A 25,044-nucleotide genomic window follows, 5' to 3' on the forward strand; every position below is an offset into this window, starting at 1 on the left:
CCCGCCCAATGAAGCTGGTCACGGATGGTTTTGTGGGCGCGAACCCCGTCGGTGGCCGAACTGGCGCGACAATATGCCCCATGGCCGCGAAAAGCCTTGCGCAACAAAGCTTTCCATATCTATTCGGGGAATGCGATCGTAGTGTCATCGGCACCATTGTCGGCTGTGTTGCGGCCGGCGGGCAAATGAGGGGTATGTCAGGGTTGCGCCACGCCGTTGCTGTGTGGTTAATCTGAGCCATCTTTGTCCGGCAACAAGTTACTGTTTTGGGTTGGCTGATCAACCGACACTTGGAGGGTAAATGAGCGCCTATCAAACCGTGGTGGTGGGGACGGACGGTTCGGATTCGTCGATGCGCGCGGTGGATCGGGCAGCAAAGATCGCGGGCGAAGACGCCACGCTGGTCATTGCCTCGGCGTACCTTCCCCACCACGATGACGCCCGCGCCGCCGACGTCCTCAAGGACGAGAGCTACAAGGTGACCGGCAGCGCCCCCATCTACGAGATCCTGCACGACGCCAAGGAGCGAGCACACAACGCCGGCGCGAAGAATGTCGAAGACCGTGCGGTCGAGGGTGCTCCGGTCGACGCGCTGGTCAACCTCGCCGAAGAAGTCAAAGCAGACCTGCTGGTGGTCGGCAACGTCGGTCTCAGCACCATCGCGGGCCGGCTACTGGGATCGGTGCCGGCCAACGTCTCGCGGCGGGCAAAAGTCGACGTGTTGATCGTGCACACCACGAACTAAGCGTCTCCCAACGCGGATAGGCACGCGAGGGCCTACCAGCCTCGATCACGCCATTCGCCCAGATTCGGGCGTTCGGCACCTAGTACGGTGTCGTCGCCGTGGCCGGGGTAGACCACGGTGGAGTCCCCGTAGACGTCGAACACCCGGGTGGTGACGTCCTCGATCAGCTGGGTGAAGTCTCCGGGTTGCCACGTTTTGCCGACGCCTCCGGGGAACAGGCAGTCGCCGGTGAACAGCTGCGTGACGTCGCCGGTCGCGGGTCCGTCCAGGGCAAGGGCGATCGATCCCGGGGTGTGTCCGCGCAGGTGAATAACGTCGAGTCGCAGCTCGCCGATTTGCACGGTATCGCCGTTGGCCAGAAAGCGATCCGGTTTGACTGGCAGCGGTTCGGCGTCGATCTGGTGAACGGCGGTCGGCGCACCGGTCGCCGACGCCACCGCTTCGAGAGCCTGCCAGTGATCGAGGTGCTGATGGCTGGTCACAATCAAGGACAGCTTCGGCGCGTAGCGCCGGATCAGGTCGAGCAGGAGGTCGGCGTCGTTGGCGGCGTCGATCAACAGCGTTTCTCCAGTCGCCGAACACGTCACCAAGTAGGCGTTGTTGTCCATGGGGCCCACCGACGCCTTCACAATGGTGGCGCCAGGCAGGACACGACGGGCAGCCGTTCCGGGGTCGACGTGTCCGGTGTAGTCGTCGTCGACGGTAGTCATTTGCGCCACTCCTCCATCCCGGCTGCGCCGGCATCATCGTCGCCGGCGGTAGTCATTTGCGCCACTCTCCCCCGCAAGCGGGCGGTACCCCCACCATCCCGGCTGCGCCGGCATCATCGTCGCCGGCGCTAGGGTCAGGCTACTTGGTCAGGGTTGGGCACCATGCTTGTCATGCTTGTCGGTAGCGCCGCTTAGCATGGAATACGGCCTGTGCCATAGCCCGTTTGTTATGGCCGAGATGTGGTCAATCTCGATAAGCGAAAGGGGCAGCGTGGCAGAACGCCTGATCGTCAAGGGTGCCCGCGAGCACAACCTGCGCGGCGTCGACCTCGACCTTCCCCGTGACGCGTTGATCGTCTTCACCGGATTGTCCGGGTCGGGCAAGTCTTCGTTGGCTTTCGACACCATCTTCGCCGAAGGGCAGCGACGCTACGTGGAATCGCTGTCGGCCTATGCCCGACAGTTCCTCGGGCAAATGGACAAGCCGGACGTCGACTTTATCGAGGGTCTTTCGCCAGCGGTGTCCATCGACCAAAAGTCGACCAACCGCAACCCCCGCTCGACGGTTGGCACCATTACCGAGGTGTACGACTATCTGCGACTGTTGTACGCACGCGCGGGCACTCCGCATTGCCCGGTCTGCGGCGAGCGAATTGCCCGCCAGACACCGCAGCAAATCGTCGATCAGGTGCTGGCGATGCCGGCCGGCACCCGATTCCTGGTTCTTGCGCCGGTGGTACGGACGCGCAAGGGGGAGTTTGCTGACCTATTCGAGAAGCTCAACGCTCAGGGTTACAGCCGCGTGCGAGTCGACGGCGTAGTGCACTCGTTGACCGATCCGCCGAAGCTGAAGAAACAGGAAAAGCACGACATTGAGGTGGTGGTGGATCGTCTCACCGTCAAGGCCAGCGCCAAGCAGCGACTGACCGATTCAGTGGAGACAGCACTGAACCTCGCAGACGGCATCGTGGTGCTCGAGTTCCCCGACGACCGAACACCTGAGCACGACCGAGCTGGCGAGCAGCGATTCTCGGAAAAGCTGGCCTGCCCGAATGGACACTCCCTGGCCGTCGACGACTTGGAACCGCGGTCGTTCTCGTTCAACTCGCCCTACGGCGCCTGCCCCGAATGCAGTGGCTTGGGAATTCGCAAAGAGGTTGACCCAGACTTGGTGGTACCAGATCCGGATCGAACGCTGGCCGAGGGCGCGGTGGCGCCGTGGTCGACGGGCCAGACCGCGGAGTACTTCACCCGGATGATGGCCGGGCTCGGTGACGCGTTGGGCTTCGACGTCGACACGCCTTGGCGCAGACTGCCGGCCAAGGCCCGCAAGGCGATTCTGGAAGGCTCAGCCGAGCAAGTGCATGTGCGCTACCGCAACCGGTACGGCCGCACCCGGTCGTACTACGCCGACTTTGAGGGCGTGCTCGCCTTTCTGCAACGCAAAATGGCGCAGACCGAGTCCGAACAGATGAAGGAACGCTACGAGGGCTTCATGCGGGACGTGCCGTGCCCGGAGTGTGCGGGCACCCGCCTCAAGCCGGAGATCCTGGCGGTGACTCTGGCTGCGGGGGAGCGGGGCCCTAAGTCCATCGCCGAGGTCTGTGAACTGTCCATCGCAGACTGTGCCGACTTTCTGAACGCGCTCACCCTCGGCCAGCGCGAACAGGCCATCGCTGGCCAGGTGCTCAAAGAGATCCAGTCACGGTTGGGTTTCTTGCTTGACGTCGGGCTGGAGTACTTGTCGTTGTCGCGGGCGGCGGCGACGTTATCCGGCGGTGAGGCGCAACGGATTCGACTGGCTACTCAAATTGGCTCCGGCCTGGTGGGCGTGCTCTACGTGCTCGACGAGCCGTCGATCGGGCTGCACCAGCGTGACAACCGTCGTCTCATTGAAACGCTGACCCGGTTAAGGGATTTGGGGAACACCCTGATCGTCGTGGAGCACGACGAGGACACCATCGAGCATGCCGACTGGATTGTTGACATCGGACCAGGAGCCGGCGAGCACGGCGGCTGCATCGTGCACAGCGGGCCGTACCAGGAGTTGCTGCGCAACAAGAAGTCGATCACGGGCGCCTACCTGTCGGGCGCGCACCGCATCGAGATGCCTGCGATCCGGCGTCCGGCCAACGCGCGGCGTCAACTCACCGTCGTCGGCGCGCGCGAGCACAACCTGCGAGGGATCGACGTGTCTTTCCCCCTCGGTCTGCTGACCTCAGTGACCGGGGTATCCGGCTCCGGCAAGTCGACCCTGGTCAACGACATACTGGCCGCGGTCCTGGCCAACAGGCTCAACGGCGCCCGGCAGGTCCCGGGTCGGCACACCCGCGTCACCGGGCTCGATCACCTGGACAAGCTGGTACGGGTGGATCAGTCGCCCATCGGTCGCACGCCGCGGTCCAACCCAGCCACCTATACCGGGGTCTTCGACAAGATCCGTACCCTCTTCGCCGCCACTACCGAGGCCAAGGTGCGTGGCTATCAACCCGGCCGGTTCTCGTTCAACGTCAAGGGCGGTCGCTGCGAAGCCTGCACCGGCGACGGCACGATCAAGATCGAAATGAACTTCCTGCCTGACGTCTACGTGCCGTGCGAGGTGTGCCAGGGTGCCCGCTATAACCGCGAAACTCTAGAGGTGCATTACAAGGGCAAGACCATCTCGGAGGTCCTGGACATGTCGATCGAGGAAGCGGCGGACTTCTTCGAGCCGATCACCGGCATTCACCGCTACCTGCGAACCCTGGTTGACGTCGGGTTGGGCTATGTCCGGCTCGGCCAGCCTGCGCCGACGCTGTCCGGTGGTGAGGCGCAGCGCGTCAAACTGGCGTCTGAATTGCAGAAACGATCCACTGGACGCACCATTTACATCCTCGACGAGCCGACGACCGGGTTGCACTTCGACGACATCCGAAAGCTCCTCAACGTCATCAGTGGGCTTGTCGACAAGGGCAATACGGTAATCGTCATCGAACACAACCTGGACGTGATCAAGACAGCGGACTGGATCGTCGACATGGGACCGGAAGGTGGTGGTGGCGGCGGCACTGTAGTGGCCGAGGGGACTCCGGAGGACGTCGCCGCGGTGCCGGAAAGCTATACCGGGAAGTTTCTTGCCGAAGTCGTCGGCAGTAACGAATCATCACGTCGCGCGTCGGCAGGAGCGCCGCGGCGATCCAGTCGGCGGCGCAGAGTCAGCGCTTGAGGCAACTGGCCTGACGGGTAGCCGTGGCGAGAATGTCGCGCGGCGCCAGCGAGTTCGGCGCTGCTTCACTCCTCCGGGCGCATTGACTCCCTGATTTGCGCCAGGCGTTCAGCCGCGGCGCGCTGGCGCTTTTCGTACTGCTCCTCGGCGAGCCTGCCATCGGGTGATTCAGCGTCGAGTTCCGCGGCGCCGAGCGCACTCGCATACCGGTTCTCGATCTTCTCGCGAACGGATTCGAAAGTCGGCACACCGGCTTGGTCATATCCCGCCTCGTACTCGGGTTTGGGTTCGGCAGGCTCGGTAGCGTCGGGAGTCCTTGATTCGTCGGACATGTCCCAACGCTACTGCCAAGTCGAGCCTCTCGAGCAACGACCACTCTCTGGTTGCGACGTTCCGGCCGTCGTCGCGACGTCAGCGTTCGACTTCGCGACGACACTTAAACGCGGGCGGCGACACGCCGAAAAGCGTAGTCGCAGATTAAGTTTCGCGGCCCTGGTCACCGGTTCGGCCCACCCGCTCGCGCTAGTGCGGCTTGGCCAGCGGAAAGGGCAGCGTCTCGCGGATGCTGTGCCCGGTGATCAGCATGATGACCCGGTCCACGCCCATGCCAAGGCCCCCGGTCGGCGGCATCGCGTACTCCATGGCTTGCAGGAAGTCTTCGTCGAGCTCCATCGCATCGGGATCTCCACCGGCGGCAAGCAGCGACTGTTCTTGCAACCGTCGCCGCTGTTCCACCGGGTCAGTGAGTTCGCTGTAGGCGGTGCCCAGCTCCATACCCCACGCCACCAGGTCCCACCGCTCGGCGACACCGCGCTTGCTGCGGTGCGGCCGGGTCAGCGGCGACACCGACGTCGGAAAATCGATGTAGAACGTCGGTTCCTCGGTGCGGGATTCGACCAGGTGCTCGTAGAGCTCCAGCACCACGGCGCCGGCGTCCCACTGGGGCCGGTAGGCAACTCGGACAGCCTCGGCTAGCTTGCGGAGTGTTGCCAAGTCGGTGTCGGCATCGACGCGTTCACCCAGCGCTTCGGAAACAGCGTGGTGCACCGTCTTGACCGGCCACATACCGGAGATGTCGACCGGTTCGAGGCGGCCACTGGCAGCCGACCGATCGTTGGCTCGGGGCCGCATTACCGTTGGCGCGCCGTTGGCGGCTTGCGCGGCATTCTGGATCAGCTCGCGGCAGCCGTCGATCCACACCATATAGTCGGCGTGCGCTTGATACGCCTCGAGAAGGGTGAACTCCGGGTTGTGACTGTAGTCCACACCCTCGTTGCGGAACGCCCGACCAAGTTCGAAGACCCGCTCCACACCGCCGACGCACAGGCGTTTGAGGTAGAGCTCCGGAGCGATACGCAAGAACAGGTCCATGGAATAGGTGTTGATGTAGGTGGCGAACGGCCGCGCCGCGGCCCCGCCGTGCACCCGCTGCAAAATCGGGGTCTCGACCTCGATGAAGCCCTTGCCGAAGAGCGTTTCCCTGATCGAGCGAAGTACGCTGCTGCGGGCGGTGAGCAGCTCACGGGAATCGATGTTGACGGCCAGATCGACATAGCGGGTCCGCAGCCGCGCCTCCGGGTCGGTCAGGCCCTTCCACTTGTCGGGCATAGGTCGCAAGCACTTGCCGATCAGCCGCCAGCTGCTCACGATCAGCGATCGAGTTCCGATCTTGCTCCAACCCATGTGCCCCGCGGTCTCCACCAGGTCACCGAGATCGATCGCCGCGTTGAAGTCCGCGGCCCGGCCTTGGTCCAAGTGGGAATTGTCCAGCAGCACTTGCATTTCGCCAGACCAGTCGCGCAGCTGCGCGAACAACACGCCCCCATAGTTGCGCACGCGCAGAATGCGTCCAGATACCGACACGACGGCTTCGTCATCGGCATCTAGCGCCGCTGCAACCGTGTGGCTGGGGGCGCGGCCGACGGGGTAGGCGTCAATGCCGCTGCTGCGCAGCTTCTTTAGTTTGGCCAGCCGGACTCGCACCTGTTCGGGCAGCCGGCGGATGCCGTCATCCTCCTGGGGGGAGCCCGCTTGTTGTAGCTCATCCATGTCCGGCGCGGTGCCGTCGTGATGCAGCGCGCCGGTAGCTGCCAACCGCTCGGGTACGGCGGAATGATGCCCGGTGTGCACTTTGTCACGCCGGCTGAACGGCAGCACTAGGAAACCCTCGGCGATCACCGAGGCGACCCCCACCCGGGGAATCAGTCGGGCGTCCTCGTAACAGGCATAGCGGGGAACCCATTCGGGTTGGTACTTCATGTTCGAGCGGTAGAGCGTCTCGAGCTGCCACCACCTCGAGAAGAACACCAGTAAGCCCCGCCACAGCCGAGCGACCGGGCCCGCGCCCAGCTGGGCACCTTGTTCGAAGGCGGACCGGAACATCGCAAAGTTCAGTGAAATACGGCTTATACCAAGGGTGTCAGCGTGCAAAGCCAGTTCGCTGACCATGAGCTCGATGGTGCCGTTGGGCGATTGCGGAGAACGCCGCATCAAATCCAGCGAGGCGCCGGTCGTGCCCCATGGCACCAGCGACAGCATGGCGACTACCTGGTTGTCCGGAGTTGTCGCCTCCACCAGCAGGCATTCCGCGTCCGCCGGATCACCGAGGCGACCCAGCGCCATCGAGAAGCCGCGTTCGGACTCGGTGTCGCGCCAGGCGTTTGCGCGCGCCATGGTATACGCCATCTCCTCGTCGGAAATGTCGCGGTGCCGCCGGATCCGCACCGTCAGCCCGGCACGGCGCGCCCGCGTCACGGCCTGGCGCACTCCGCGCATCTCCGGTCCCGACAGCGTGAAGTCGGCGGTTCGCAGGATGGCCTCATCACCCAGTTCGAGCGCGTTGAGACCCGCTTCACGATATGTCCTAGCTCCTTGGGAACTGGCGCCCATCACGCCCGGCGCCCAACCGTAGGTCTGGCACAGCCGCAGCCATGCGTCGACCGCCTGTGGCCATGCCCTGGGGTCACCCAGGGGGTCACCGCTGGCCAGGCATACCCCGACCTCGACGCGATAGGTGATAGCAGCGCGGCCGCTGGATGCGAATACCACCGACTTGTCGCGACGGGTCGCGAAGTACCCGAGTGAGTCGTCCTTCCCGTACAGCTCGAGCAGCCCGCGGATCGCGGATTCGTCTTCTCCGGTCAGCGCATTCTCGGCGCGCTGGGATAGGAACAACACGATCGCCGCCGCGATCAAAGCGAAGGCGCCGAACAACCCAAAAATCGCGTTGAGGAAAACGTGCGGTCTGCCGGTGAACAAATCGGGATCCGCCAAAGCGAACCCCATCACCCGGTCAATCACATAGGGCAGCCGTTCTTGTCGCGCCAGTGACCCTGGGAAGAGTTCCACGAGGCCCCAGGAGGCCAGAATCCCGATCAACCCGCCGACAAGCAGCACCATGGTCGCCCTGAACAGCGCGCCCCTGCGGGCCTTCGCCCAGAACTCGCGATAACCGAGCACCAGCAGGACAATCGCGATGACGTGCACCGCGAACCCGAGGTTTTCGCCGAAGGTCTGGGCCGCGGTGTTGTCGCCCGCGGCGATATCTGCGACATTCAGTGCGGCGGCGATGACCAGATTTCCGAGCAGGACCAACCACGCGATGCGTTTGCGTGCCATGAGGGCCGCGGCCAGCAATACCAGCACAAACGACCACGCGAAGCTCGTATCGGGGAAGTTGAACAGGTAGCTGTTGATGAATTGCCGCGGAACCTTGATGATCCACCGGATCAACGGCGACAGACTCGCCAGCAGCGACAGGGTCGCTATCACGCCGACGCTCCAGCCGGCCGCCGCGGGGACCCACGAAAACCGGGAGGTTGGTCGGCGCCCGGAGCGTGGCTTAGTGAGGGTCACAGACCGCGAGGATATTCAATTGGACCAAGAAATTCCTGCCGCGCGGCGGGCTGGTCGGACATCTAGGCTGCGCGGCGCTCGCCGCGCAGGTGGTCGGCTTAGGTGGTCCTTGCCTGGCTGACGCGTCATGGCTGTTAGACTGTCGCCTGCGACCATCCCGGCGAAAGCCCGGGACAGTTAAGTGGAGTCCCAAACTCCCACCGCTAGCCACGAGATCGGTGCGAAGCTGCAGAACGCCTCAGCGGGCTTTCTCGAAGCTTTCCGAGAGTTTTCTCAAGGCCTAGCGGTCCGGTCACGGGCGTCTCAAGAACGCCTGTTTGCGCATGGCGCGGGCGGTTTATACCGCGATCGGTCGGCATTGGGCCCTGCTTGTGCAGGGCCTTTCTGCTGATGGTTGGGCGAGCTTCCACCGCTGATTCCGGCTGGGTCCAGGCTTGGTGGCGACGGAACGGAAGCCAACGAGGGAGGCCCCATCAGCACTGAGACCCGCGTCAACGAGCGCATTCGCGTACCTGAAGTCCGATTGATTGGCCCAGGGGGGGAGCAGGTAGGCATTGTGCGTATCGAAGACGCACTCCGCGTCGCCGCGGATGCCGATCTCGACCTTGTCGAAGTTGCTCCCAACGCCAGACCTCCGGTCTGCAAGATCATGGACTACGGCAAGTACAAGTACGAGGCAGCGCAGAAGGCACGCGAATCCCGTAGGAACCAGCAGCAGACCGTGGTCAAGGAGCAAAAGCTGCGACCCAAGATCGACGATCACGACTACGAAACCAAGAAGGGTCACGTGGTCCGCTTCTTAGAAGCGGGGTCGAAGGTCAAGGTGACGATCATGTTCCGGGGACGGGAGCAGTCGCGGCCAGAGTTGGGCTATCGATTGCTGCAGCGGCTAGGCGCGGACGTCGCCGACTACGGATTCGTCGAAACGTCCGCCAAGCAAGATGGGCGCAATATGACGATGGTGCTGGCGCCGCACCGCGGCGCAAAGACCCGCGCCAAGGCGCGGCACTCCGGCGAAGCCGCGGCCCGCCCGGCCAGCGACCCCAACGCGGGCGGCAACACCAACCCGTCGCCGAACTAGCCGGTAGCAGACCGCCGGAACTCGACAGGACTTGCAAGAACGTGCAAGAACTCGAAAGAGCTTGAAAGAACCTGAAAGAACCTGAAAGAACTGAGGAAACATGCCCAAGGCCAAGACCCACAGCGGGACCTCGAAGCGGTTCCGGCGCACTGGTACCGGGAAGATCGTGCGGCAACAAGCCAACCGGCGGCACTTGCTTGAGCACAAACCCACGAAGCGCACCCGGCGGCTCGACGGGCGCAAGGTCGTTGCGGCCAATGACACCAAGCGGGTCAAGTCGCTGTTGAACGGCTGACCGTCGCACTGGACCGCCACCGGCATCGGGGCCGGCCCTGACCGATTACGTTCGAACGAGAGTAGGAACATCCATGGCACGCGTGAAGCGGGCGGTCAACGCCCACAAGAAGCGGCGCAGCGTACTCAAGGCCTCGAAAGGCTATCGAGGCCAGCGGTCCAGGCTCTACCGCAAAGCCAAAGAGCAGCAGCTGCATTCGCTGAACTACGCCTTCCGTGACCGGCGCGCGCGTAAGGGCGAGTTCCGCAAATTGTGGATCTCGCGGATCAATGCGGCAGCGCGGGCCAACGACATCACCTACAACCGCCTGATCCAAGGCCTCAAAGCGGCCGGCGTCGAGGTGGACCGCAAGAATCTCGCCGACATCGCCATCAGCGATCCGGCCGCGTTCGCCGCGCTGGTTGACGTCGCGCGAGCGGCGCTGCCTGAGGACGTCAACGCTCCTTCCGGAGAGGCTGCCTAGCCGAAACCGGTTTTGCGGTGCTCACCGAACGCTCGGCCAAAGTGGTCGCCGCGGTCAAGCTGCACCGTCACGTGGGCCGGCGGCGCGCCGGACGTTTTCTCGCAGAAGGCCCCAATCTGGTTGCGGCCGCATCTGCGTGCGGACTGATCCGGGAGTTGTTTGTCACGGAGTCGGCGGCGCGGCGATACGCGTCGCTGTTGGGCGCGCAGCAGGCCCCGGTACATGTGGTGACCGAGCGCGCCGCAAGGGCGTTGTCCGATACCGTGACGCCCGCGGGGTTGGTCGCAGTCTGCGACATGCGGGCGACTCGGCTCGAGGACGTGCTCACCGGTTCACCCCGGCTAGTCACTGTCGCGGTCGACGTCGGCGAACCAGGCAACGCCGGGACACTCATTCGTATCGCCGAGGCCATGGGCGCCGCGGCTGTCGTCCTCGCCGGCCACAGCGTCGATCCGTACAACGGCAAGTGTTTGCGCTCGTCGACAGGCAGCATCTTTTCGATTCCCGTCATCGTTGCCCCCGATCCCCACGCGGCGATCGGCGCGATGCGCGCCGCTGGGCTCCAGGTGCTGGCCACGGCGGTGGATGGTGAGCTGCCCCTCGATCAGGCCGACCATGTGCTCGACCGGCCTACGGTGTGGCTGTTCGGGTCGGAATCGCATGGGTTGGCGCCGGCGATCGCGGACATGGCAGACCACCGGGTACGCATTGCGCTGTCAGGCAGCGTCGAGAGTCTGAACGTGGCTGCCGCCGCGGCAATCTGTCTGTACCAGAGTGCGCGCGTACTGGGCGTCCTCGGGCGTCCCTAGGCAGCCGGAGTCCGGCCCCGGGCGGGTCGCAGGCCGGCAATCGTGAGCGTGCTGTGGACGAGCGATCCGGCACGCTCAAAAAGCGCCTTAGCAGGGTTGGACCGAGGTGGGAAGTAGTGCATCGGCAGGCCGCGGCGATCGTGCGGCGGCGCCATGAAGGAGGGTGCTTCGACCAAGGGCGCGTCGCTTCGGCCGCGGCCGTCGGCGCGCCGGTACGCGGCCAGTGCGCGCGGGTGCAGGCGGATTTCGTCGGGCACCGCGATGAACGCCAGCTCGACCAACTTCCCGAACAGCCGCAGCAACACCTCGTCGCCGGGTGTCCAGCGCATACCGGCCTTCTCCCGAACGGCCGGCTCGAACAAGCCGGCCGCAATCCAGCGCTGGCCAGCAACGAGCGGCTTGAACAGTTGGTCCCAGACGGGCGTCGGCATGAGAACGAACTTCGGCTTCGGGATCCGCATGTCGAGTATGTCGAGGGTGGCGCGGTTGATCTCGAGTTTGTCGCGGCCGATCCGGTCCCAGTACTCCAGGAAGTCCTCCCACGACTGAGGTACGGGACGCATGCTCATCCCGTACATCCGATACCACTGAACGTGCTCGTCGAACAGCTGGCGTTTCTCGGCCTCGGTCAATCCGCCGCAGAAGTACTCGGCCACGTTGATGACCAGCATGAAGAATGTCGCGTGCGCCCAGTAGAACGTGTCGGGGTTCAGCGCGTGATACCGGCGCCCGTCGGCGTCAGTTCCTTTGATGGTGCGGTGGTATCCCTTGATCTGCTGCCCGGTCTGCGCGGCCCGGTCGCCGTCATAGACCACACCCATGATCGGGTACACCGAACGACTCACCCGCTGTAGCGGCTCGCGCAACAGGATCGAATGCTCCTCGACGCCAGCACCCAACTCCGGATACATGTTTTGGATCGCGCCAATCCACACGCCCATCATCGCTGTGCGCAGGTCACCGAAGTACTTCCAGGTGAGCGAGTCCGGTCCGAGTGGATCAGTGGATGTCGTTGCTGCGGCAGTCATTACACCCTCCAGCTCCCAAGCTGCGCTCACGATAATCCGTGACAACGAACGTTGTCTACAATCTTGCCAGATAGTCGACCAAGGTGTTACCGAGTTACCGCGAGGCTGTGGCGGTGTTGTGGCGGGGTTGTCGCATAGGCGTGATCCGGCTGTTTGTCGCTCGATGTCACCTTCGCCGCGCGTCTGAGAGTCCACTGGTACGAGTTCGCGAGACCGCGGAGAAGAATGCTCCCAGAATAGGTCGTCGCGCCGTAAACTAATTCTTCGAAAAAGATTCCCTGGAGATTTCTTCGGCCAGTCAAAGGAGACGGGCGATGTCATTTCTCAGCGTAGTCCCAGACACGGTGGCGGCGGCGGCCGGGGAGTTGGAGAGTCTTGGCTCCGCGATTCTGGCGGCCAATGGGGCGGCGGCGACCCCCACGACCGGCCTCGCGGCCATGGCATCCGACGAGGTGTCGACGGCCCTTACGGCAGCGTTCGCGACCCATGCCCAGCAATATCAAGCCTTCAGCGCCGAAGCGGCGGCGTTTCATGAGCAGTTCGTGCGCATGTTGAACGGCGGCGCGGCAGCATATGTCGGCGCGGAGGCAGCCAACGCGCAGCAGGCTGTGCTGAACGCCGTGAATGCGCCCACCCAGGCGTTGCTAGGGCATCCGCTAGTCGGAACCGGCCCGGCTGGCGCTGCCGCTGCCATGGCGGAAGAAATCACCCCTAACACCCAAAACTTTAATATTCCACTAGGTCCGTTCCAGGTCTCGGCGAGCTTCACGGGCCCGTTCTTCGGCGAAAACTCGCTCTTCATATCCGCCAATGCCGCGGCGACCCTAACCACTCCTTTTGGTCCCGTAGCGTTGTTGGCAGGGAGCGGGACCGCGAACCTGGGAATTGATGGATCGGTTTTCATCGGCGCTAACGGGACTTCCCCGTTGGGTCCCCTCGGGGCGTCGCTGACGGGGAACTCGGTGAGCATTCCAGACGGGCAGGCAATCCAATTCACCGGGGGGACACTGAACCTGCCCTCCGCGATCCCGTTGCTGGCCGCTCCGGCGGGTCCCTTCGTCACTGGCGGGGCCTCGCTGCTAAACAGTGGCGGAACGTTTGTCACCGCGCTGGGTGGTGGGGACGTGCTGGGGGCCGCCAACACCGCCTTTGGCGCACCCGTCAACTTCGCCGACGCCGTTCTGTTTGGTCAGACCCCGGTCACGGTGCCGGACACGTCGCTCGCATCAGCCTTGGGCCTAACATCAGCTGTGCCCCAAGTACACATTCCCTTTGGCGGGGTGTTCGCTCCGCTCGAGCCCCTATCGGTGACCGTGCCGCCAGTGGGCGAGGGCACAGGGGCCGTGCTCGGTTCGCAATTTCCGCTTCAAGGAACCCAATTCGGCGGCCTTGTTCCCGTCCTGATGAAGACACTCGGGTTGCCACTGTAGGCACATGTAATCGCCGCGTTCTCGGCCCCGGAACCGACGAGTCCCCGGATTGGCGACGCGCCATCAACGGAGCTGGGTCGTGTGCGGTTCGTCCGCAGCGGACGGCCGTTGCGCGGGATCCCGAGTTCGGCCAGGTCACGGTGTCGCTGAGACCACGGAGCCGTCCCCGAGAGGTCCGGAGAGCTATTGACCAGAGCGGATTGTTGCACCGTAAACTGATCCCGCGAATAGCCTCGCGATTTCGTCGGTCGGTTAGGGGAGACGGTTTATGTCATTTCTCAGCGTGGCGCCGGACATTGTGGCGGCGGCAGCAGGGAATTTGGAGAACATCGGCTCTGCACTGAGCGCGGCCAATGCGGTGGCGGCACCGCCGACCACGGGGCTCGCGGCGCCCGCCGCGGACGTGGTGTCGACGGCTGTTGCGGCGATGTTCGGAACCCATGCTCGGGAGTTCCAAGGCCTGAGCGCCCAAGCCGCGGCCTTTCATGACCAACTTGTCGGCGTGTTGAGACTCGGCGCGGCGGCATACGAACGCGCCGAGGCCGTCAATGTCCAACAGGTCCAACAGGTCCAACAGGTCCAACAGGCCGCGCTCAACGCGGTGCACGCACCTGCCCGAGCGCTGTTGGAGCAGCAGGTGGCCAAGAATGGAACTGCTCTGCGCAGCGCCCGCTCGGCTATCGACACGGCGGTCGCCGGCGGCGCTGCCCCGCTGGCCGCCGGTGGGCGCGCCGCGTTGGTCGTCGACGAAGGCATTCCCATCAGCTTCCCCGTCCTGAACACCGACACTCCGCTGGGCCCGCTGGCGCTGACGCTCAATGGGTCGATATCACCGATGACCCAAGAACTGGTCCTTGACTCCGGGTCACTGGCCGCCCCCGAGTCGCTTGTGTTCGGCCTTAACGCGGTAGGTCCCTATGTCACCGGGCTGACGGCGCTGCAGAACAGCAGCACGGCATTCGCCGCCGCGGTGCAAGGCGGGGACCCGCTCGGGGCCGCGGGCGCCCTGCTCAATGCCCCTGGCAACCTGGTAAATGGTTTTCTTTTTGGCCAGACGGCGATAGCACAATCTATCGCTGCGCCGGAGGGTTCGGGCTACACATCGGTGGGGATCAGCGTTCCGGTCGGCGGGCTGCTGGCTCCGCTGCAGCCGGTCTCGGTGACGTTGACGCCCGACGCAGGGGCGTCGACAGTCATTCCGTTGAGCGGTCCAAGGATCGGTGGTTTGGTTCCCGCCCTCCTCGAGGGAGCAATCCCCGGATTCTAGTCGGCTGCGAACGTTCGGGCGTCGGTCGCGTCGTCGCCGGTCCGTCCGGCCGGCCCGCCCGCATCGGCGCGACTCCACCAGGACGTCCACCAGCCAATACTGTGACCAGCGTGTTGTTGGGATCTGGGACAGATGTGGCGTGATCGTCGTTGCCGGGCTCGGTCAGCTCCGCCTACCCTGGCCGGGTGGAGGTCGGGGCTGGCGATGTGGGGTCCGGCGTGCCCGAAGAAGCGCCGACCGCCCTGGTGCCGCCGCCCCCGCCGCGTTCTGCGCTACGGTGGCTGCACGCCACCAACCACAGCTCGGCTCTTGTGTCGTTTGTCCGCCGCGCACGACGGCTGTTGCCTGGCGATCCTGAATTCGGAGATCCACTGTCCACCGCCGGTGACGGCGGTCCGCTTGTCGCGGCACGGGCCGCCGACCGGCTCCTGGGGGATCGCGACGCTGTGTCGCGCGAGCTCAGCCTGAGTGTCCTGCAGGTGTGGCAGGCGTTCGCCGAGGCCGTTTCCCGCCGGCCGGCTAACCCGGAAGTGACGCTGGTATTCACCGACCTGGTCGGTTTTTCGACATGGGCGTTGCGGGCTGGCGACGATGCGGCCCTCACATTGCTGCGACAAGTGGCGCGGGCCGTTGAGTCGCCGCTGCTGGACGCGGGCGGACACATCGTCAAGCGGATGGGCGATGGGATCATGGCGGTATTCGGCGATCCGATCGTTGCCGTCAGGGCCGTGCTGGCCGCCCGCGATGCCCTGAAATCAATTGAGGTGGAAGGCTATAAGCCACGAATGCGGGTCGGCATCCACACCGGTCGACCGCAGCGGCTCGCCGCCGACTGGCTCGGCGTCGATGTCAACATCGCCGCTCGGGTAATGGAGCGCGCCACGAAAGGTGGCATCATGGTGTCGAGCCCGACCCTGGACCTAATACCGCAAAGTGAGTTGGACGTGTTGGGCGTGGCGGCCAAGCGCGTGCGCAGACCCGTGTTTGCCAGCAGACTGACTGGCATTCCCCCGGACCTGGCGATTTATCGCCTCAAGACGCGGAGGGAGTCTTCACCCTCAGATGAGAATTCCGACGCAGACGTGCAGTGATAGCAGGCGCCGATGATGTACCGACTGCTGTATGGCCTCGCCCGGATTCGGTTCACCGTGGGGTATCTGGCAGTTCTTGTCTCAGTCAGCGTCGCGATCTTGTTGCTTGGCCCGGAGGCGCATGAGCGGGTGGTTCACAATGCCAGCACGAATCTGCACAACCTGACGCATGGGCATTTGGCAACGCTATGGAACAGTGCATTTGTCATCGACAAGGGCCCGCTGCTGTTCTGGTTGCCTGGCCTGGCGTGTCTGCTGACACTCGCCGAACTGCAGTTACGCAGCCTTCGGCTAACCGTGGCGTTCATAGTCGGCCATATCGGCGCGACACTGCTGGTGGCGGCTGTTCTTTTGGCGGCCGTTCAGTTTGGCTGGTTGTCCGGGTCTATCACCCGGGCCAGCGACGTCGGAATGAGCTACGGCGCCCTTGCCGCCCTGGGAGCGTTGACTGCCGCCATTCCGCGGCGCGCACGGCCGGCGTGGATCGGGTGGTGGCTGGCGCTGGCCTTGACGACAGCGGTCGTTGGTGGGGATTTCACCGACGCTGGCCACGCGGTGTCGTTGTCACTGGGCATGGCTTTAGCGGTGCGATTCGCCCGGCCGATCCGTTGGACACCGATGCGCTACATGTTGCTCGTGGCGTCGTCCGGTTTCGGCTTCGTGCTGATGGCGCATACCGGGTGGACGCTGGCGAGTGGGGTCGTTGTCGGTGCCATGGGTGCAATGGCAGGCCAGATATTGGCGGTGCGGGGGAGGCCGCGCAGCTTGCGGTCCCCGGGGAGGCCGCTCAGTGTCCATCGGACAGTGCCGGGCCTCTGATCGTTCTACCGACCAAGCTGGCGAGCAGGAGCCGAATGGGGGCCGAATGGGGTCCGAATAGGTTTGTCCCGCGCCCAGACACGTGCCACGAAGCGTGCACAGCGGCGCAGATCGGATCACCTATGATCGGCAAGTCGAGTCCCGCCCGGCGACGATGCGGGTAGCCCTACCAGCCTCGTGAGCAAGGAGAGTGCCGCCGCGTGGGTGATCAACCCGTCGAGTCGATGTTGTCGGCGCAGGGATTGGCCGATGCGGTCAGCGCCGCCCAGAACGCCATAGCACTGGCGGCCGATCTGGACGCATTGGCGCGCGTCAAGACCGAGCACCTTGGGGATCGGTCGCCGTTGGCGCTGGCACGACAGGCCCTTGCCACACTCCCCAAGAAGGACCGCGCCGACGCCGGCAGGCGGGTGAACACCGCTCGGGCAGACGCCCAACGCAGCTACGAACAGCGCCTGTCAGCGTTGCGGGCAGAACGCGACGCGGCCGTACTGGTCGCTGAACGTATCGATGTGACGCTGCCGTCGACTCGGCAGCCGACCGGAGCCCGGCACCCGATCACGATATTGGCCGAGCGCGTCGCCGATACCTTCATCGCCATGGGGTGGGAACTGGCTGAGGGTCCAGAGGTCGAAACGGAGCAGTTCAACTTCGATGCGCTCAACTTCCCAGCCGACCACCCCGCGCGCAGCGAACAAGACACCTTCTACATCGCGCCGGAGGGTTCGCGGCAATTGCTGCGCACCCACACCTCGCCGGTGCAGGTGCGCACCCTGCTGGCACGGGACCTGCCGGTCTACATCATCTCCATCGGCCGCACGTTCCGGACCGACGAGCTCGATGCCACCCACACGCCGGTGTTCCATCAGGTCGAGGGCCTGGCGGTGGACCGCGGGTTGACCATGGCACACCTGCGCGGAACGCTCGACGCGTTCGCGCGCGCCGAGTTCGGGCCTTCCGCGCGCACCAGGATCCGGCCGCACTTCTTCCCATTCACGGAACCGTCCGCCGAGTTCGATGTCTGGTTTGCCAATAAGAAGGGCGGCGCCGACTGGGTCGAGTGGGGCGGCTGCGGGATGGTGCACCCAAATGTGTTGCGAGCCGCGGGAATTGACCCAGGGGTCTATTCTGGCTTCGCATTCGGAATGGGCCTTGAGAGAACCTTGCAGTTCCGCAACGGTATTCCTGATATGCGTGACATGGTCGAGGGCGACGTGCGGTTCTCACTGCCATTCGGGGTGGGGGCCTGATGCGTGTTCCCTACAGCTGGCTGCGCGAGGTCGTCTGTGTTGGCGCCCCAGACTGGGACGTTGCCCCGGACCATCTCGCGCAAACGCTGGTCGGGATCGGCCACGAGGTCGAGGAGGTCATCACGCTCGGCCCGGTGGACGGGCCGCTGACCGTCGCGCGGGTGGCCGGCATCGAAGAGCTCACGGGCTTCAAGAAGCCAATCCGGGCCTGCACGGTCGACATCGGTGACGGTGAGCAGCGCGAGATCATCTGTGGTGCGACAAATTTCGTGGTCGACGATCTGGTTCTCGTGGCGCTTCCCGGGACCACGCTGCCCGGTGGGTTCGCTATCACGGCCCGCAAGACCTATGGCCGCAACTCCGACGGGATGATCTGCTCAGCAGCGGAACTCGGATTGGGCGCAGACCATTCCGGGATCCTGGTGCTGCCGCCCGCGACCGCCGATCCTGGGGCCGGCGGCGCCGGTGTACTCGGCCTCGACGACGTGGTCTTTCACCTGGCCATCACCCCCGACCGGGGCTACTGCATGTCGGTGCGCGGTCTGGCCCGCGAAATCGCGTGCGCCTACGATCTGGACTTCGTCGACCCTGCCGGCCAGTCGCGGGTGCCGCCACTGCCGGTCGAGGGACCGGCCTGGCCGGTGACGGTGCACCCAGAAACCGGGGTCCGGCGGTTCGCGCTGCGCCCGGTCGCCGGGATTGACCCGGCTGCGGTCTCGCCCTGGTGGCTGCAGCGTCGGCTGCTGCTCTCCGGAATCCGCACGACATCACCGGCCGTGGATGCGACCAACTACGTCATGCTCGAACTGGGCCATCCGATGCATGCCCACGACCGCGACCGGATCTCTGGGGGCTTCGGAGTGCGATTTGCCCGGCCTGGTGAGAAGGTCGTCACCCTCGACGACGTCGAGCGTCGCCTCGATGCGGTCGACGTCCTCATTGTCGATGACGTTGCGATCACCGCGATCGGTGGCGTGATGGGTGCCGCCAGCACCGAAGTGCACGCCGATTCTGTCGATGTCCTCCTTGAGGCCGCGGTGTGGGACCCGGCGGCGATATCGCGCACCCAGCGGCGGTTGCACCTACCCAGCGAGGCCGCCCGTCGCTATGAGCGTGCGGTGGACCCGGCCATTTCGGTTGCCGCTCTCGACCGATGTGCGGCGCTTCTGGCCGAGATCGCCGGAGGTAAAGTTTCGCCGACCCTGACCGATTGGCGGGGCGACCCGCCGCGAGATGACTGGTCACCGCCGGCGGTCGAGATCGCCGCCGACCTGCCAGACCGTGTCGCCGGGGTGACATATGCCCCGGGCACGACCGCCCGGCGCCTGGCCCAAATCGGCGCCCACGTGGTCCACCTGGCCGATCCCGCCGAGGCGTTGACGGCGTTGGCGGTGACCCCGCCGAGTTGGCGGCCCGATCTCTTGGCGCCCGCCGACCTCGTCGAGGAGGTGCTGCGACTCGAGGGCCTTGGGGTAATTCCGTCGGTGCTGCCATCGGCACCCGCGGGGCGGGGACTCAGCGCCACGCAGAAGCGGCGTCGTGCGATCAGCAAGTCGCTGGCACTGTCCGGCTACGTGGAGATCCTGCCTACGCCGTTCTTGCCCGCGGGGGTGTTCGACCTTTGGGGACTGCCGCCCGAGGACCGGCGACGCACGACGACACACGTGCTCAACCCGTTGGAGGCCGACCGTCCGGAGCTAGCCACGACGATGCTGCCGGCATTGCTGGAAGCGTTGGTCCGCAACGTGTCCCGCGGTATCGCCGACATTGCCTTGTATGCGATCGCGCAAGTGGTCCAGCCGACCGAGCGGACTCGCGGTGTCGAACTCATCCCCGTCGATCGCCGACCGACCGATGATGAGTTCGCGTTGCTGGATGCATCCTTGCCGCGGCAACCGCAGTACGTCGCAGCGGTGTTGGCCGGGTTGCGCGAACCCCGCGGACCATGGGGGCCGGGTCGCGTGGTCGAGGCGGCCGACGCTTTCGAGGCCGTGCGAATCATCGCGCGTGCCAGCGGCGTCGACGTGAACCTGCGCACCGCCCAGTACCTTCCGTGGCACCCGGGCCGGTGTGCGGAAGTGCTGGTCGGAGAGGCGATCGTGGGTCACGCGGGGCAGCTGCACCCGGCGGTGGTCGAGCGCACCGGCTTGCCGAAGGGCACCTGCGCCCTGGAGCTGAATCTCGATGAGATTCCCATCGTCGATGCGTTGCCGGCTCCGCGCGTGTCTCCGTTTCCCGCGGTGTTCCAGGACCTCAGCCTGGTGGTGGCCGCGAACGTGTCCGCTGCGACGGTGGCCGACGCCGTTCGCGAGGGAGCCGGTGAGTTGCTGGAGGACGTTCAGTTGTTCGACGTTTTCACCGGCCAGCAGATTGGCGCGGAACGCAAGTCACTGACCTTCGCGCTGCGATTCCGCGCGCCGGACCGGACGCTGACCGAAGACGACGCCAGTGCGGCTCGCGACGCGGCGGTGCGATGTGCTGCTGAGCGGGTCGGTGCCGTGCTGCGCAGCTGAGCCCACGTTTTCCGATCACGCTGGGTACCGGCAGAGCGGCGCGCGGTGACCGGCTTGCTTGCCCACGATGCGGCTCCCGCGCGGGCTCCATAACTTGCGTAGACGATGGGGCTAAGGTGATGTCACAATGTAACGTGGTAAAACCCTGGTTTTGCTGCGCTCGAAGGGCGTGCGAGATTAGGCTCAATTTGCCCCGATGACCACTCCATGGCCGTCGCGCTAAGTCGAGGGGAGATCGACCGTGTCGTTCGTAAGGATGTCACCGGATCTGGTGACCGCGGCGGCAGGGGACTTGGCAGGCATTCGCTCTTTACTCGGTGAAGCCAACGCGGCCGCGGCCGCGCTCACGACGGGGGGATTAGCCCCGGCCGCCGACGGGGTGTCCATGATCGTCGCAGAAGTATTCGGCGCGCACGCCCAGGAGTATCAAGGCCTCAGCGCCCAAATGGGCGCGTTTCACGACGAGATCATCAGGCTGATGAACGGCAGCGTGGCCGCGTATCTGAGCACCGAGCTCGCCAATGCTGAGCAAGCTGTGGTGAACGCGGTGAATGCGCCCGCCCAAGCGCTGCTGGGCAGCCCGTTGATCGGTGGGGCTGCCAGCGCGGCCGTCGAACCCGCCGGCGCAGCGGCCAGCCCGGTAGCCGGTGGCCCCGTAGCAGCCGGCAGCGCGGCCGCCGCCGCGCCCGTCGCTGGCACGCCCTTGACCGCTGCCTCTGTTGCCGGGGCGGCAGCCCGGGGCGCGCTCGGTGCCGAGGGTGGTGTCGCGCCGCTCCTGTCGGCTCGCGCCGTCGACGGCGTGCCCGCCGCCGCGGAGGCCGTCGCCGCACCCGCTGCCATCAACCCCGCACCCGCTGCCCTCAATCCCGCGCCCGAGGCGCTCGGTCCCGCGCTCGCGGCGCCTGCGCTTGCGCAACCGGCAGCCAGCCACGCACCTGCCACGACCGGCAGTGTGTATGGAGCCGGTCAGGCCGGCGCCGCCGCGGCAGCTGAGGCCGTCCCGGCCGCCCAAAGTTTTAGTCTTCCACTAGGTCCTTTGCAATTGTCGGCGAGCTTCACTGACCCGACCTTTGGCGACGGTTCCTTCAGTGCAGCCGGGAATGTAGCGGCGACCCTCACCACTCCGTTTGGTCCTGTGGCGTTGTTGTCGGCGAGCGGGACCGCGAACGTCCCTCTCACTGGCGAGATTTTTGTCGGCGCGAATGGAACGTCTCCGCTAGGTGCTGTCGGGGCGTCGCTGAGTGGGACCGCCGTGATGACTCCCGAGGGGCCGGCAATCCAAATCACCGAGGGAACGCTCAACCTGCCTCCCTCGATCCCGTTGATGGCCGCTCAGGCAGGTCCGTACGTCACTGGCGGGGCCTCGCTTCTCAATAGCGCCGACACCGTCTTCACCGAACTGACCAGCGGGAACGTGCTCGGGGCCGCCAACGCGCTGGTGAGCGCCCCCCTCAACTATGGCGAGGCCGTTCTGTTTGGTCAGACGACCGTCGCGCTGCCCGGCCCCTTGCTCACATCAGCTCTGGGCCTACCAGCCACGCCTCAAGTGCATATTCCCTTTGGCGGCGTTTTCGCTCCTCTTGAGCCGCTGACGATTTCCTGGCCGACATTTGGCGATGGCGCAGGGGCCATCATAGGTTCAGAAATTGAGCTGCAAGGTACCGGATTCGGTGGCCTTGTCCCCCTCTTCCTGAACTCAGTCGGTTTGACGACCTAGTCGCAGCCTGCCTCGGTCGTCAACCAGCAGGGGACGCCTGCGCAATCGGCTCGTCTCTCACAGCTCTCTCACAGCGCCGTCGACGTTACGGCGGGGAAAACACTCGTTTTCCCGCGAGTGACCTAGGACACAAATACGCTTACTATCGCCTGGCGTTTCTCACGTCCTGCAGGCACGGGTGACTCGAGGGGAGACAATGATGTCGTTCTTGGTTGTGCAACCGGAAGTGGTGACGGCGGCGGCCGCAAATCTGAGCGGGATTCGGTCAGCGTTGTCGGAAGCGGCGGCCGCCGCATCGGCCCCCACGACCGGGCTGGCGGCGGCAGCCGCTGACGAGGTGTCGGCGGCTGTCGCGCAGTTGTTCGGCGCTTACGGCCAGGAATTCCAAGCGCTCAACGTCCGAGCGGCGGCATTTCATGCCGAATTCGTGAGTTTGATCGAGGGAGGCGCGGCTGCGTACGCCAGCGCCGAAGCCAGCAGCGCATCGCCGCTCGGGCAGCTACTCGGTGCCGTGAATGCACCGGCCCAGTCGCTACTGGGGCGCCCCTTGATCGGCAACGGTGCCGACGGTACCGCCGCGTCACCGAACGGCGGAGATGGCGGAATATTGTTCGGCAACGGTGGTAACGGTTTCACGCAGACCGCGGACGGGGTCGCCGGCGGGTCAGGCGGCTCGGCCGGGCTGATCGGCAACGGCGGAAACGGCGGCGGCGGCGGTGGCGGTGGCGGTGTTGGCGGAGCCGGTGGCATCGGCGGCGCCGGGGGACTGTTGTATGGCAGCGGCGGAAACGGTGGCAGCGGCGGGGTCGGTGTGGGGGGCACCGGCGCCGGTGGTGCCGGCGGCAGCTCTGTGCTGTTCGGCAACGGCGGGAACGGCGGAAGCGGGCCGTCTGGCGGCACCGCGGGTCGGGCCGGGTTGTTCGTCGGCAACGGTGGCGACGCGGGCGTTGGGTCCGGGCTGGCCGGCGCGAGTGGCGGGGTGTTCGGTGACGGCGGCAACGGTGGGTCCAGCGACACGGCCGCCGGCGGCAACGGCGGTAATGCCTTCTTCGGGAACGGCGGCGACGGCGGCTCAAGCCTCGCGGGTGCCGGCGGTGCCGGTGGGAGCGCCATGATCGGCAACGGCGGCGACGGCGGCGCGGCCGGCGGCGCTGCCAGCGCGGCCGGCGGCAAAGGCGGCAGTGCCGGGATCTACGGCGACGGCGGGGCCGGCGGGGCTGGCGGCGCCGGCGCCGAGGTGCCAGTCGCCGGATTTGAAGTTGGCCTGGCGGGCGGTTTCGGCGGTGCGGGCGGTAGCGCTGGGCTATTCGGAGGTAACGGTGGCTCCGGCGGGGACGGTGGGGACGGTGGGTCCACCACTTTTCCTCTCATTGCTGGCGGTAATGGCGGCAACGGCGGGGCTGGCGGCACCGCCAGCCTGTTCGGCAACGGTGGCGCCGGCGGTAACGCCGGCGCCGGCGGGACCGGTGGCGATGGTCCCACCGGCACAGGCGGTGTTGGCGGCGCCGCTGGTAACGGCGGCAGTGCTGGGCTGCTCTTCGGCGACGGTGGGGCCGGTGGGACCGGAGGGGCCGGTGGGACCGGTGGTGACCTCGGCAAAGGCGGTGCGGGCGGGACCGCTGGTAACGGCGGCAACGCTGGGGTTGTCTTCGGAAATGGAGGGGACGGCGGGGACGGCGGAGCGGGCGGGCCCCGCGGGAGCATAGGCGCTTCAGGTGGGGACGGGGCTAACGGCGGCAATGGTGGCAACGCCACGTTATTCGGTACCGGCGGGGCCGCTGGCGCAGGTGGGGCCGGTGGAGAACCCGGCGCAGGCTCACCCGGGGGTCCGGGCAACCCCGGCACCAACGGGCTGTTCGGGACCGGCGGCGCACTCGGCGCGGCCGCGGTCGCTCCCTCTGCCGCGAGCACCGAAACGGTGCTGGGGCCGTACGAGAATCTCATCACCAACACGGTCACCAACCTGCAGGACATCGGCGATACCTGGCTGGCCAACCCGTCGCCCTTCCTGGGGCAGTTCGTTGCCAACCAGTTCGGCTACGGGTCGCTGACCTTCGATGCGTTGTTGAGTGCCACTCGGGACTTCACGATCGGGCTGGCCGGTATACCGCCGAGCCTGTTGTCGGGTGACGTGTTGTCTGCGTTGGTAGGTCTCTTCGTCAGCGGTATTGACGCCAGTGACCTGTCGAACATCATGCTGCTCGGCACCGTGGGAGATCTGCTACCCATCGGGACGATCCCCGGAGACATTTCGCAGAACTTCACCAACCTGGTCAGGACGGTTCTGGACACCAGCATCTCCTTCACGCTCGATACCACGACGTTGGATGGGGTGGCGACCGTCGGATTGCCGCTGGCGATAACCCTCAACGCTGTGGGTTCGCCGATTACGACGGCGCTGGCGACTGCCGATAGCGCGACGGCGATTGTGACTGCCTTGCAGGCAGGCAACCTCGAGGCGGCAGCGACCGCACTGATCGGCGCTCCCGCCAACATCGCCAACGGCTTCCTCAACGGCGAGGCGACATTGCCGCTGGCGTTGCCGCTGTCTCAGACGGCGGGGGTTCCGGTGGCTCTGGATATTCCCGTGGGAGGCATTCTTTCGCCCCTCCGGCCGTTGGTGGCCAACGTAGATGCCCCGGGCATAGGGCCAGTGTCCATCACGCTCGAAGGGACGCCGGGCGGTGGCATCATTCCCGCGCTAGTCAATTTCGCGCCGGCACAACTCGCGGCGGCAATCGCCTAGTCGCTGTCCTGATCGCGGGG

At 65.7% G+C, this 25,044-nt stretch carries 18 protein-coding genes; 14 read left to right on the plus strand and 4 right to left on the minus strand.

The genetic code is table 11. The features are described 5' to 3' along the window. Positions 1 to 301: 301 nt before the first annotated feature. Positions 302 to 745: a universal stress protein gene (locus tag F6B93_RS10200; protein WP_211698989.1), complete on the plus strand. Its 444-nt coding sequence runs from the start codon at positions 302 to 304 to the stop codon at positions 743 to 745. Between the two features lie 32 nt (positions 746 to 777). On the opposite strand, the gene F6B93_RS10205 is transcribed toward F6B93_RS10200, so the two are convergent. Next, positions 778 to 1,455 (minus strand): MBL fold metallo-hydrolase, encoded by a 678-nt coding sequence (locus F6B93_RS10205; protein ID WP_211698990.1) that lies wholly within the window; start codon positions 1,453 to 1,455, stop codon positions 778 to 780. Positions 1,456 to 1,726: 271 nt separating this feature from the next. Here F6B93_RS10205 and uvrA point away from each other — a divergent pair, with 271 nt between their 5' ends. Beyond that, positions 1,727 to 4,660 (plus strand): excinuclease ABC subunit UvrA, encoded by a 2,934-nt coding sequence (uvrA, locus tag F6B93_RS10210; RefSeq protein ID WP_211698991.1) that lies wholly within the window; start codon positions 1,727 to 1,729, stop codon positions 4,658 to 4,660. 65 nt (positions 4,661 to 4,725) lie between these two features. Here uvrA and F6B93_RS10215 read toward each other — a convergent pair whose 3' ends face one another. Together F6B93_RS10215 and lysX are read right to left on the minus strand one after the other, a co-directional pair. Next, positions 4,726 to 4,992, minus strand: coding sequence for a hypothetical protein (locus F6B93_RS10215; RefSeq protein WP_211698992.1), 267 nt, complete (start codon positions 4,990 to 4,992; stop codon positions 4,726 to 4,728). A 190-nt stretch (positions 4,993 to 5,182) separates the two neighbouring features. Further along, complete coding sequence (gene lysX / locus F6B93_RS10220) at positions 5,183 to 8,515, minus strand: bifunctional lysylphosphatidylglycerol synthetase/lysine--tRNA ligase LysX (RefSeq protein ID WP_211698993.1); 3,333 nt, start codon at positions 8,513 to 8,515, stop codon at positions 5,183 to 5,185. Between the two features lie 472 nt (positions 8,516 to 8,987). On the opposite strand from lysX, the gene infC reads away from it, so the two are divergent. From infC to F6B93_RS10240, 4 genes are all read left to right on the plus strand, one after another. After that, positions 8,988 to 9,596: a translation initiation factor IF-3 gene (gene infC / locus F6B93_RS10225; protein WP_211699396.1), complete on the plus strand. Its 609-nt coding sequence runs from the start codon at positions 8,988 to 8,990 to the stop codon at positions 9,594 to 9,596. A 100-nt stretch (positions 9,597 to 9,696) separates the two neighbouring features. Continuing rightward, positions 9,697 to 9,891: a 50S ribosomal protein L35 gene (gene rpmI, locus F6B93_RS10230; RefSeq protein WP_211698994.1), complete on the plus strand. Its 195-nt coding sequence runs from the start codon at positions 9,697 to 9,699 to the stop codon at positions 9,889 to 9,891. Positions 9,892 to 9,964: 73 nt separating this feature from the next. Then, positions 9,965 to 10,354, plus strand: coding sequence for a 50S ribosomal protein L20 (gene rplT / locus F6B93_RS10235; RefSeq protein ID WP_211698995.1), 390 nt, complete (start codon positions 9,965 to 9,967; stop codon positions 10,352 to 10,354). A gap of 17 nt (positions 10,355 to 10,371) precedes the next feature. Next, the gene (locus F6B93_RS10240; RefSeq protein WP_211698996.1) at positions 10,372 to 11,163 is read left to right on the plus strand and encodes a TrmH family RNA methyltransferase; all 792 of its coding nucleotides are present in this window, start codon (positions 10,372 to 10,374) and stop codon (positions 11,161 to 11,163) included. Here F6B93_RS10240 and F6B93_RS10245 read toward each other — a convergent pair. Then, positions 11,160 to 12,191 (minus strand): oxygenase MpaB family protein, encoded by a 1,032-nt coding sequence (locus F6B93_RS10245; protein WP_211698997.1) that lies wholly within the window; start codon positions 12,189 to 12,191, stop codon positions 11,160 to 11,162. The two genes, F6B93_RS10240 and F6B93_RS10245, sit on opposite strands and share 4 nt — an antisense overlap. A gap of 314 nt (positions 12,192 to 12,505) precedes the next feature. Between F6B93_RS10245 and F6B93_RS23385 the strand changes: the two genes are divergently transcribed. The 8 genes from F6B93_RS23385 (at position 12,506) to F6B93_RS10285 (ending at position 25,024) form a co-directional block, all read left to right on the plus strand. Continuing rightward, positions 12,506 to 13,621 (plus strand): PE family protein, encoded by a 1,116-nt coding sequence (locus F6B93_RS23385; protein ID WP_211698998.1) that lies wholly within the window; start codon positions 12,506 to 12,508, stop codon positions 13,619 to 13,621. Between the two features lie 268 nt (positions 13,622 to 13,889). After that, entirely contained in the window at positions 13,890 to 14,888 is a 999-nt protein-coding gene (locus F6B93_RS10255) for a PE family protein (protein WP_211698999.1), read from the plus strand. A 218-nt stretch (positions 14,889 to 15,106) separates the two neighbouring features. Then, on the plus strand, positions 15,107 to 15,979 hold the full coding sequence (locus tag F6B93_RS10260; RefSeq protein ID WP_425518539.1) for an adenylate/guanylate cyclase domain-containing protein: 873 nt from the start codon (positions 15,107 to 15,109) through the stop codon (positions 15,977 to 15,979). Between the two features lie 12 nt (positions 15,980 to 15,991). Next, positions 15,992 to 16,798 (plus strand): rhomboid-like protein, encoded by an 807-nt coding sequence (locus F6B93_RS10265; protein ID WP_246541058.1) that lies wholly within the window; start codon positions 15,992 to 15,994, stop codon positions 16,796 to 16,798. Positions 16,799 to 16,998: 200 nt separating this feature from the next. Then, complete coding sequence (gene pheS, locus F6B93_RS10270) at positions 16,999 to 18,048, plus strand: phenylalanine--tRNA ligase subunit alpha (protein WP_211699001.1); 1,050 nt, start codon at positions 16,999 to 17,001, stop codon at positions 18,046 to 18,048. Then, the gene (pheT, locus tag F6B93_RS10275; protein WP_211699002.1) at positions 18,048 to 20,561 is read left to right on the plus strand and encodes a phenylalanine--tRNA ligase subunit beta; all 2,514 of its coding nucleotides are present in this window, start codon (positions 18,048 to 18,050) and stop codon (positions 20,559 to 20,561) included. Before pheS ends, pheT begins: the two co-directional genes overlap by 1 nt. A gap of 241 nt (positions 20,562 to 20,802) precedes the next feature. Then, positions 20,803 to 22,278, plus strand: a complete 1,476-nt coding sequence (locus F6B93_RS10280) for a PE family protein (protein ID WP_211699003.1) — start codon at positions 20,803 to 20,805, stop codon at positions 22,276 to 22,278. A gap of 199 nt (positions 22,279 to 22,477) precedes the next feature. Then, the gene (locus tag F6B93_RS10285) at positions 22,478 to 25,024 is read left to right on the plus strand and encodes a PE family protein (RefSeq protein WP_211699004.1); all 2,547 of its coding nucleotides are present in this window, start codon (positions 22,478 to 22,480) and stop codon (positions 25,022 to 25,024) included. Positions 25,025 to 25,044: the final 20 nt, after the last annotated feature.

This window comes from Mycobacterium spongiae (genome assembly GCF_018278905.1).
GTDB lineage: Bacteria > Actinomycetota > Actinomycetes > Mycobacteriales > Mycobacteriaceae > Mycobacterium > Mycobacterium spongiae.

Coding starts and splice junctions, on each gene's coding strand:
- F6B93_RS10200 (WP_211698989.1), top strand. CDS start 302: ATGAGCGCCTATCAAACCGTGGTGGTGGGGACGGACGGTTCGGATTCG.
- F6B93_RS10205 (WP_211698990.1), bottom strand. CDS start 1,455: ATGACTACCGTCGACGACGACTACACCGGACACGTCGACCCCGGAACG.
- F6B93_RS10215 (WP_211698992.1), bottom strand. CDS start 4,992: ATGTCCGACGAATCAAGGACTCCCGACGCTACCGAGCCTGCCGAACCC.
- rpmI (WP_211698994.1), top strand. CDS start 9,697: ATGCCCAAGGCCAAGACCCACAGCGGGACCTCGAAGCGGTTCCGGCGC.
- rplT (WP_211698995.1), top strand. CDS start 9,965: ATGGCACGCGTGAAGCGGGCGGTCAACGCCCACAAGAAGCGGCGCAGC.
- F6B93_RS10245 (WP_211698997.1), bottom strand. CDS start 12,191: ATGACTGCCGCAGCAACGACATCCACTGATCCACTCGGACCGGACTCG.
- F6B93_RS23385 (WP_211698998.1), top strand. CDS start 12,506: ATGTCATTTCTCAGCGTAGTCCCAGACACGGTGGCGGCGGCGGCCGGG.
- F6B93_RS10255 (WP_211698999.1), top strand. CDS start 13,890: ATGTCATTTCTCAGCGTGGCGCCGGACATTGTGGCGGCGGCAGCAGGG.
- F6B93_RS10265 (WP_246541058.1), top strand. CDS start 15,992: ATGATGTACCGACTGCTGTATGGCCTCGCCCGGATTCGGTTCACCGTG.
- pheT (WP_211699002.1), top strand. CDS start 18,048: ATGCGTGTTCCCTACAGCTGGCTGCGCGAGGTCGTCTGTGTTGGCGCC.
- F6B93_RS10285 (WP_211699004.1), top strand. CDS start 22,478: ATGTCGTTCTTGGTTGTGCAACCGGAAGTGGTGACGGCGGCGGCCGCA.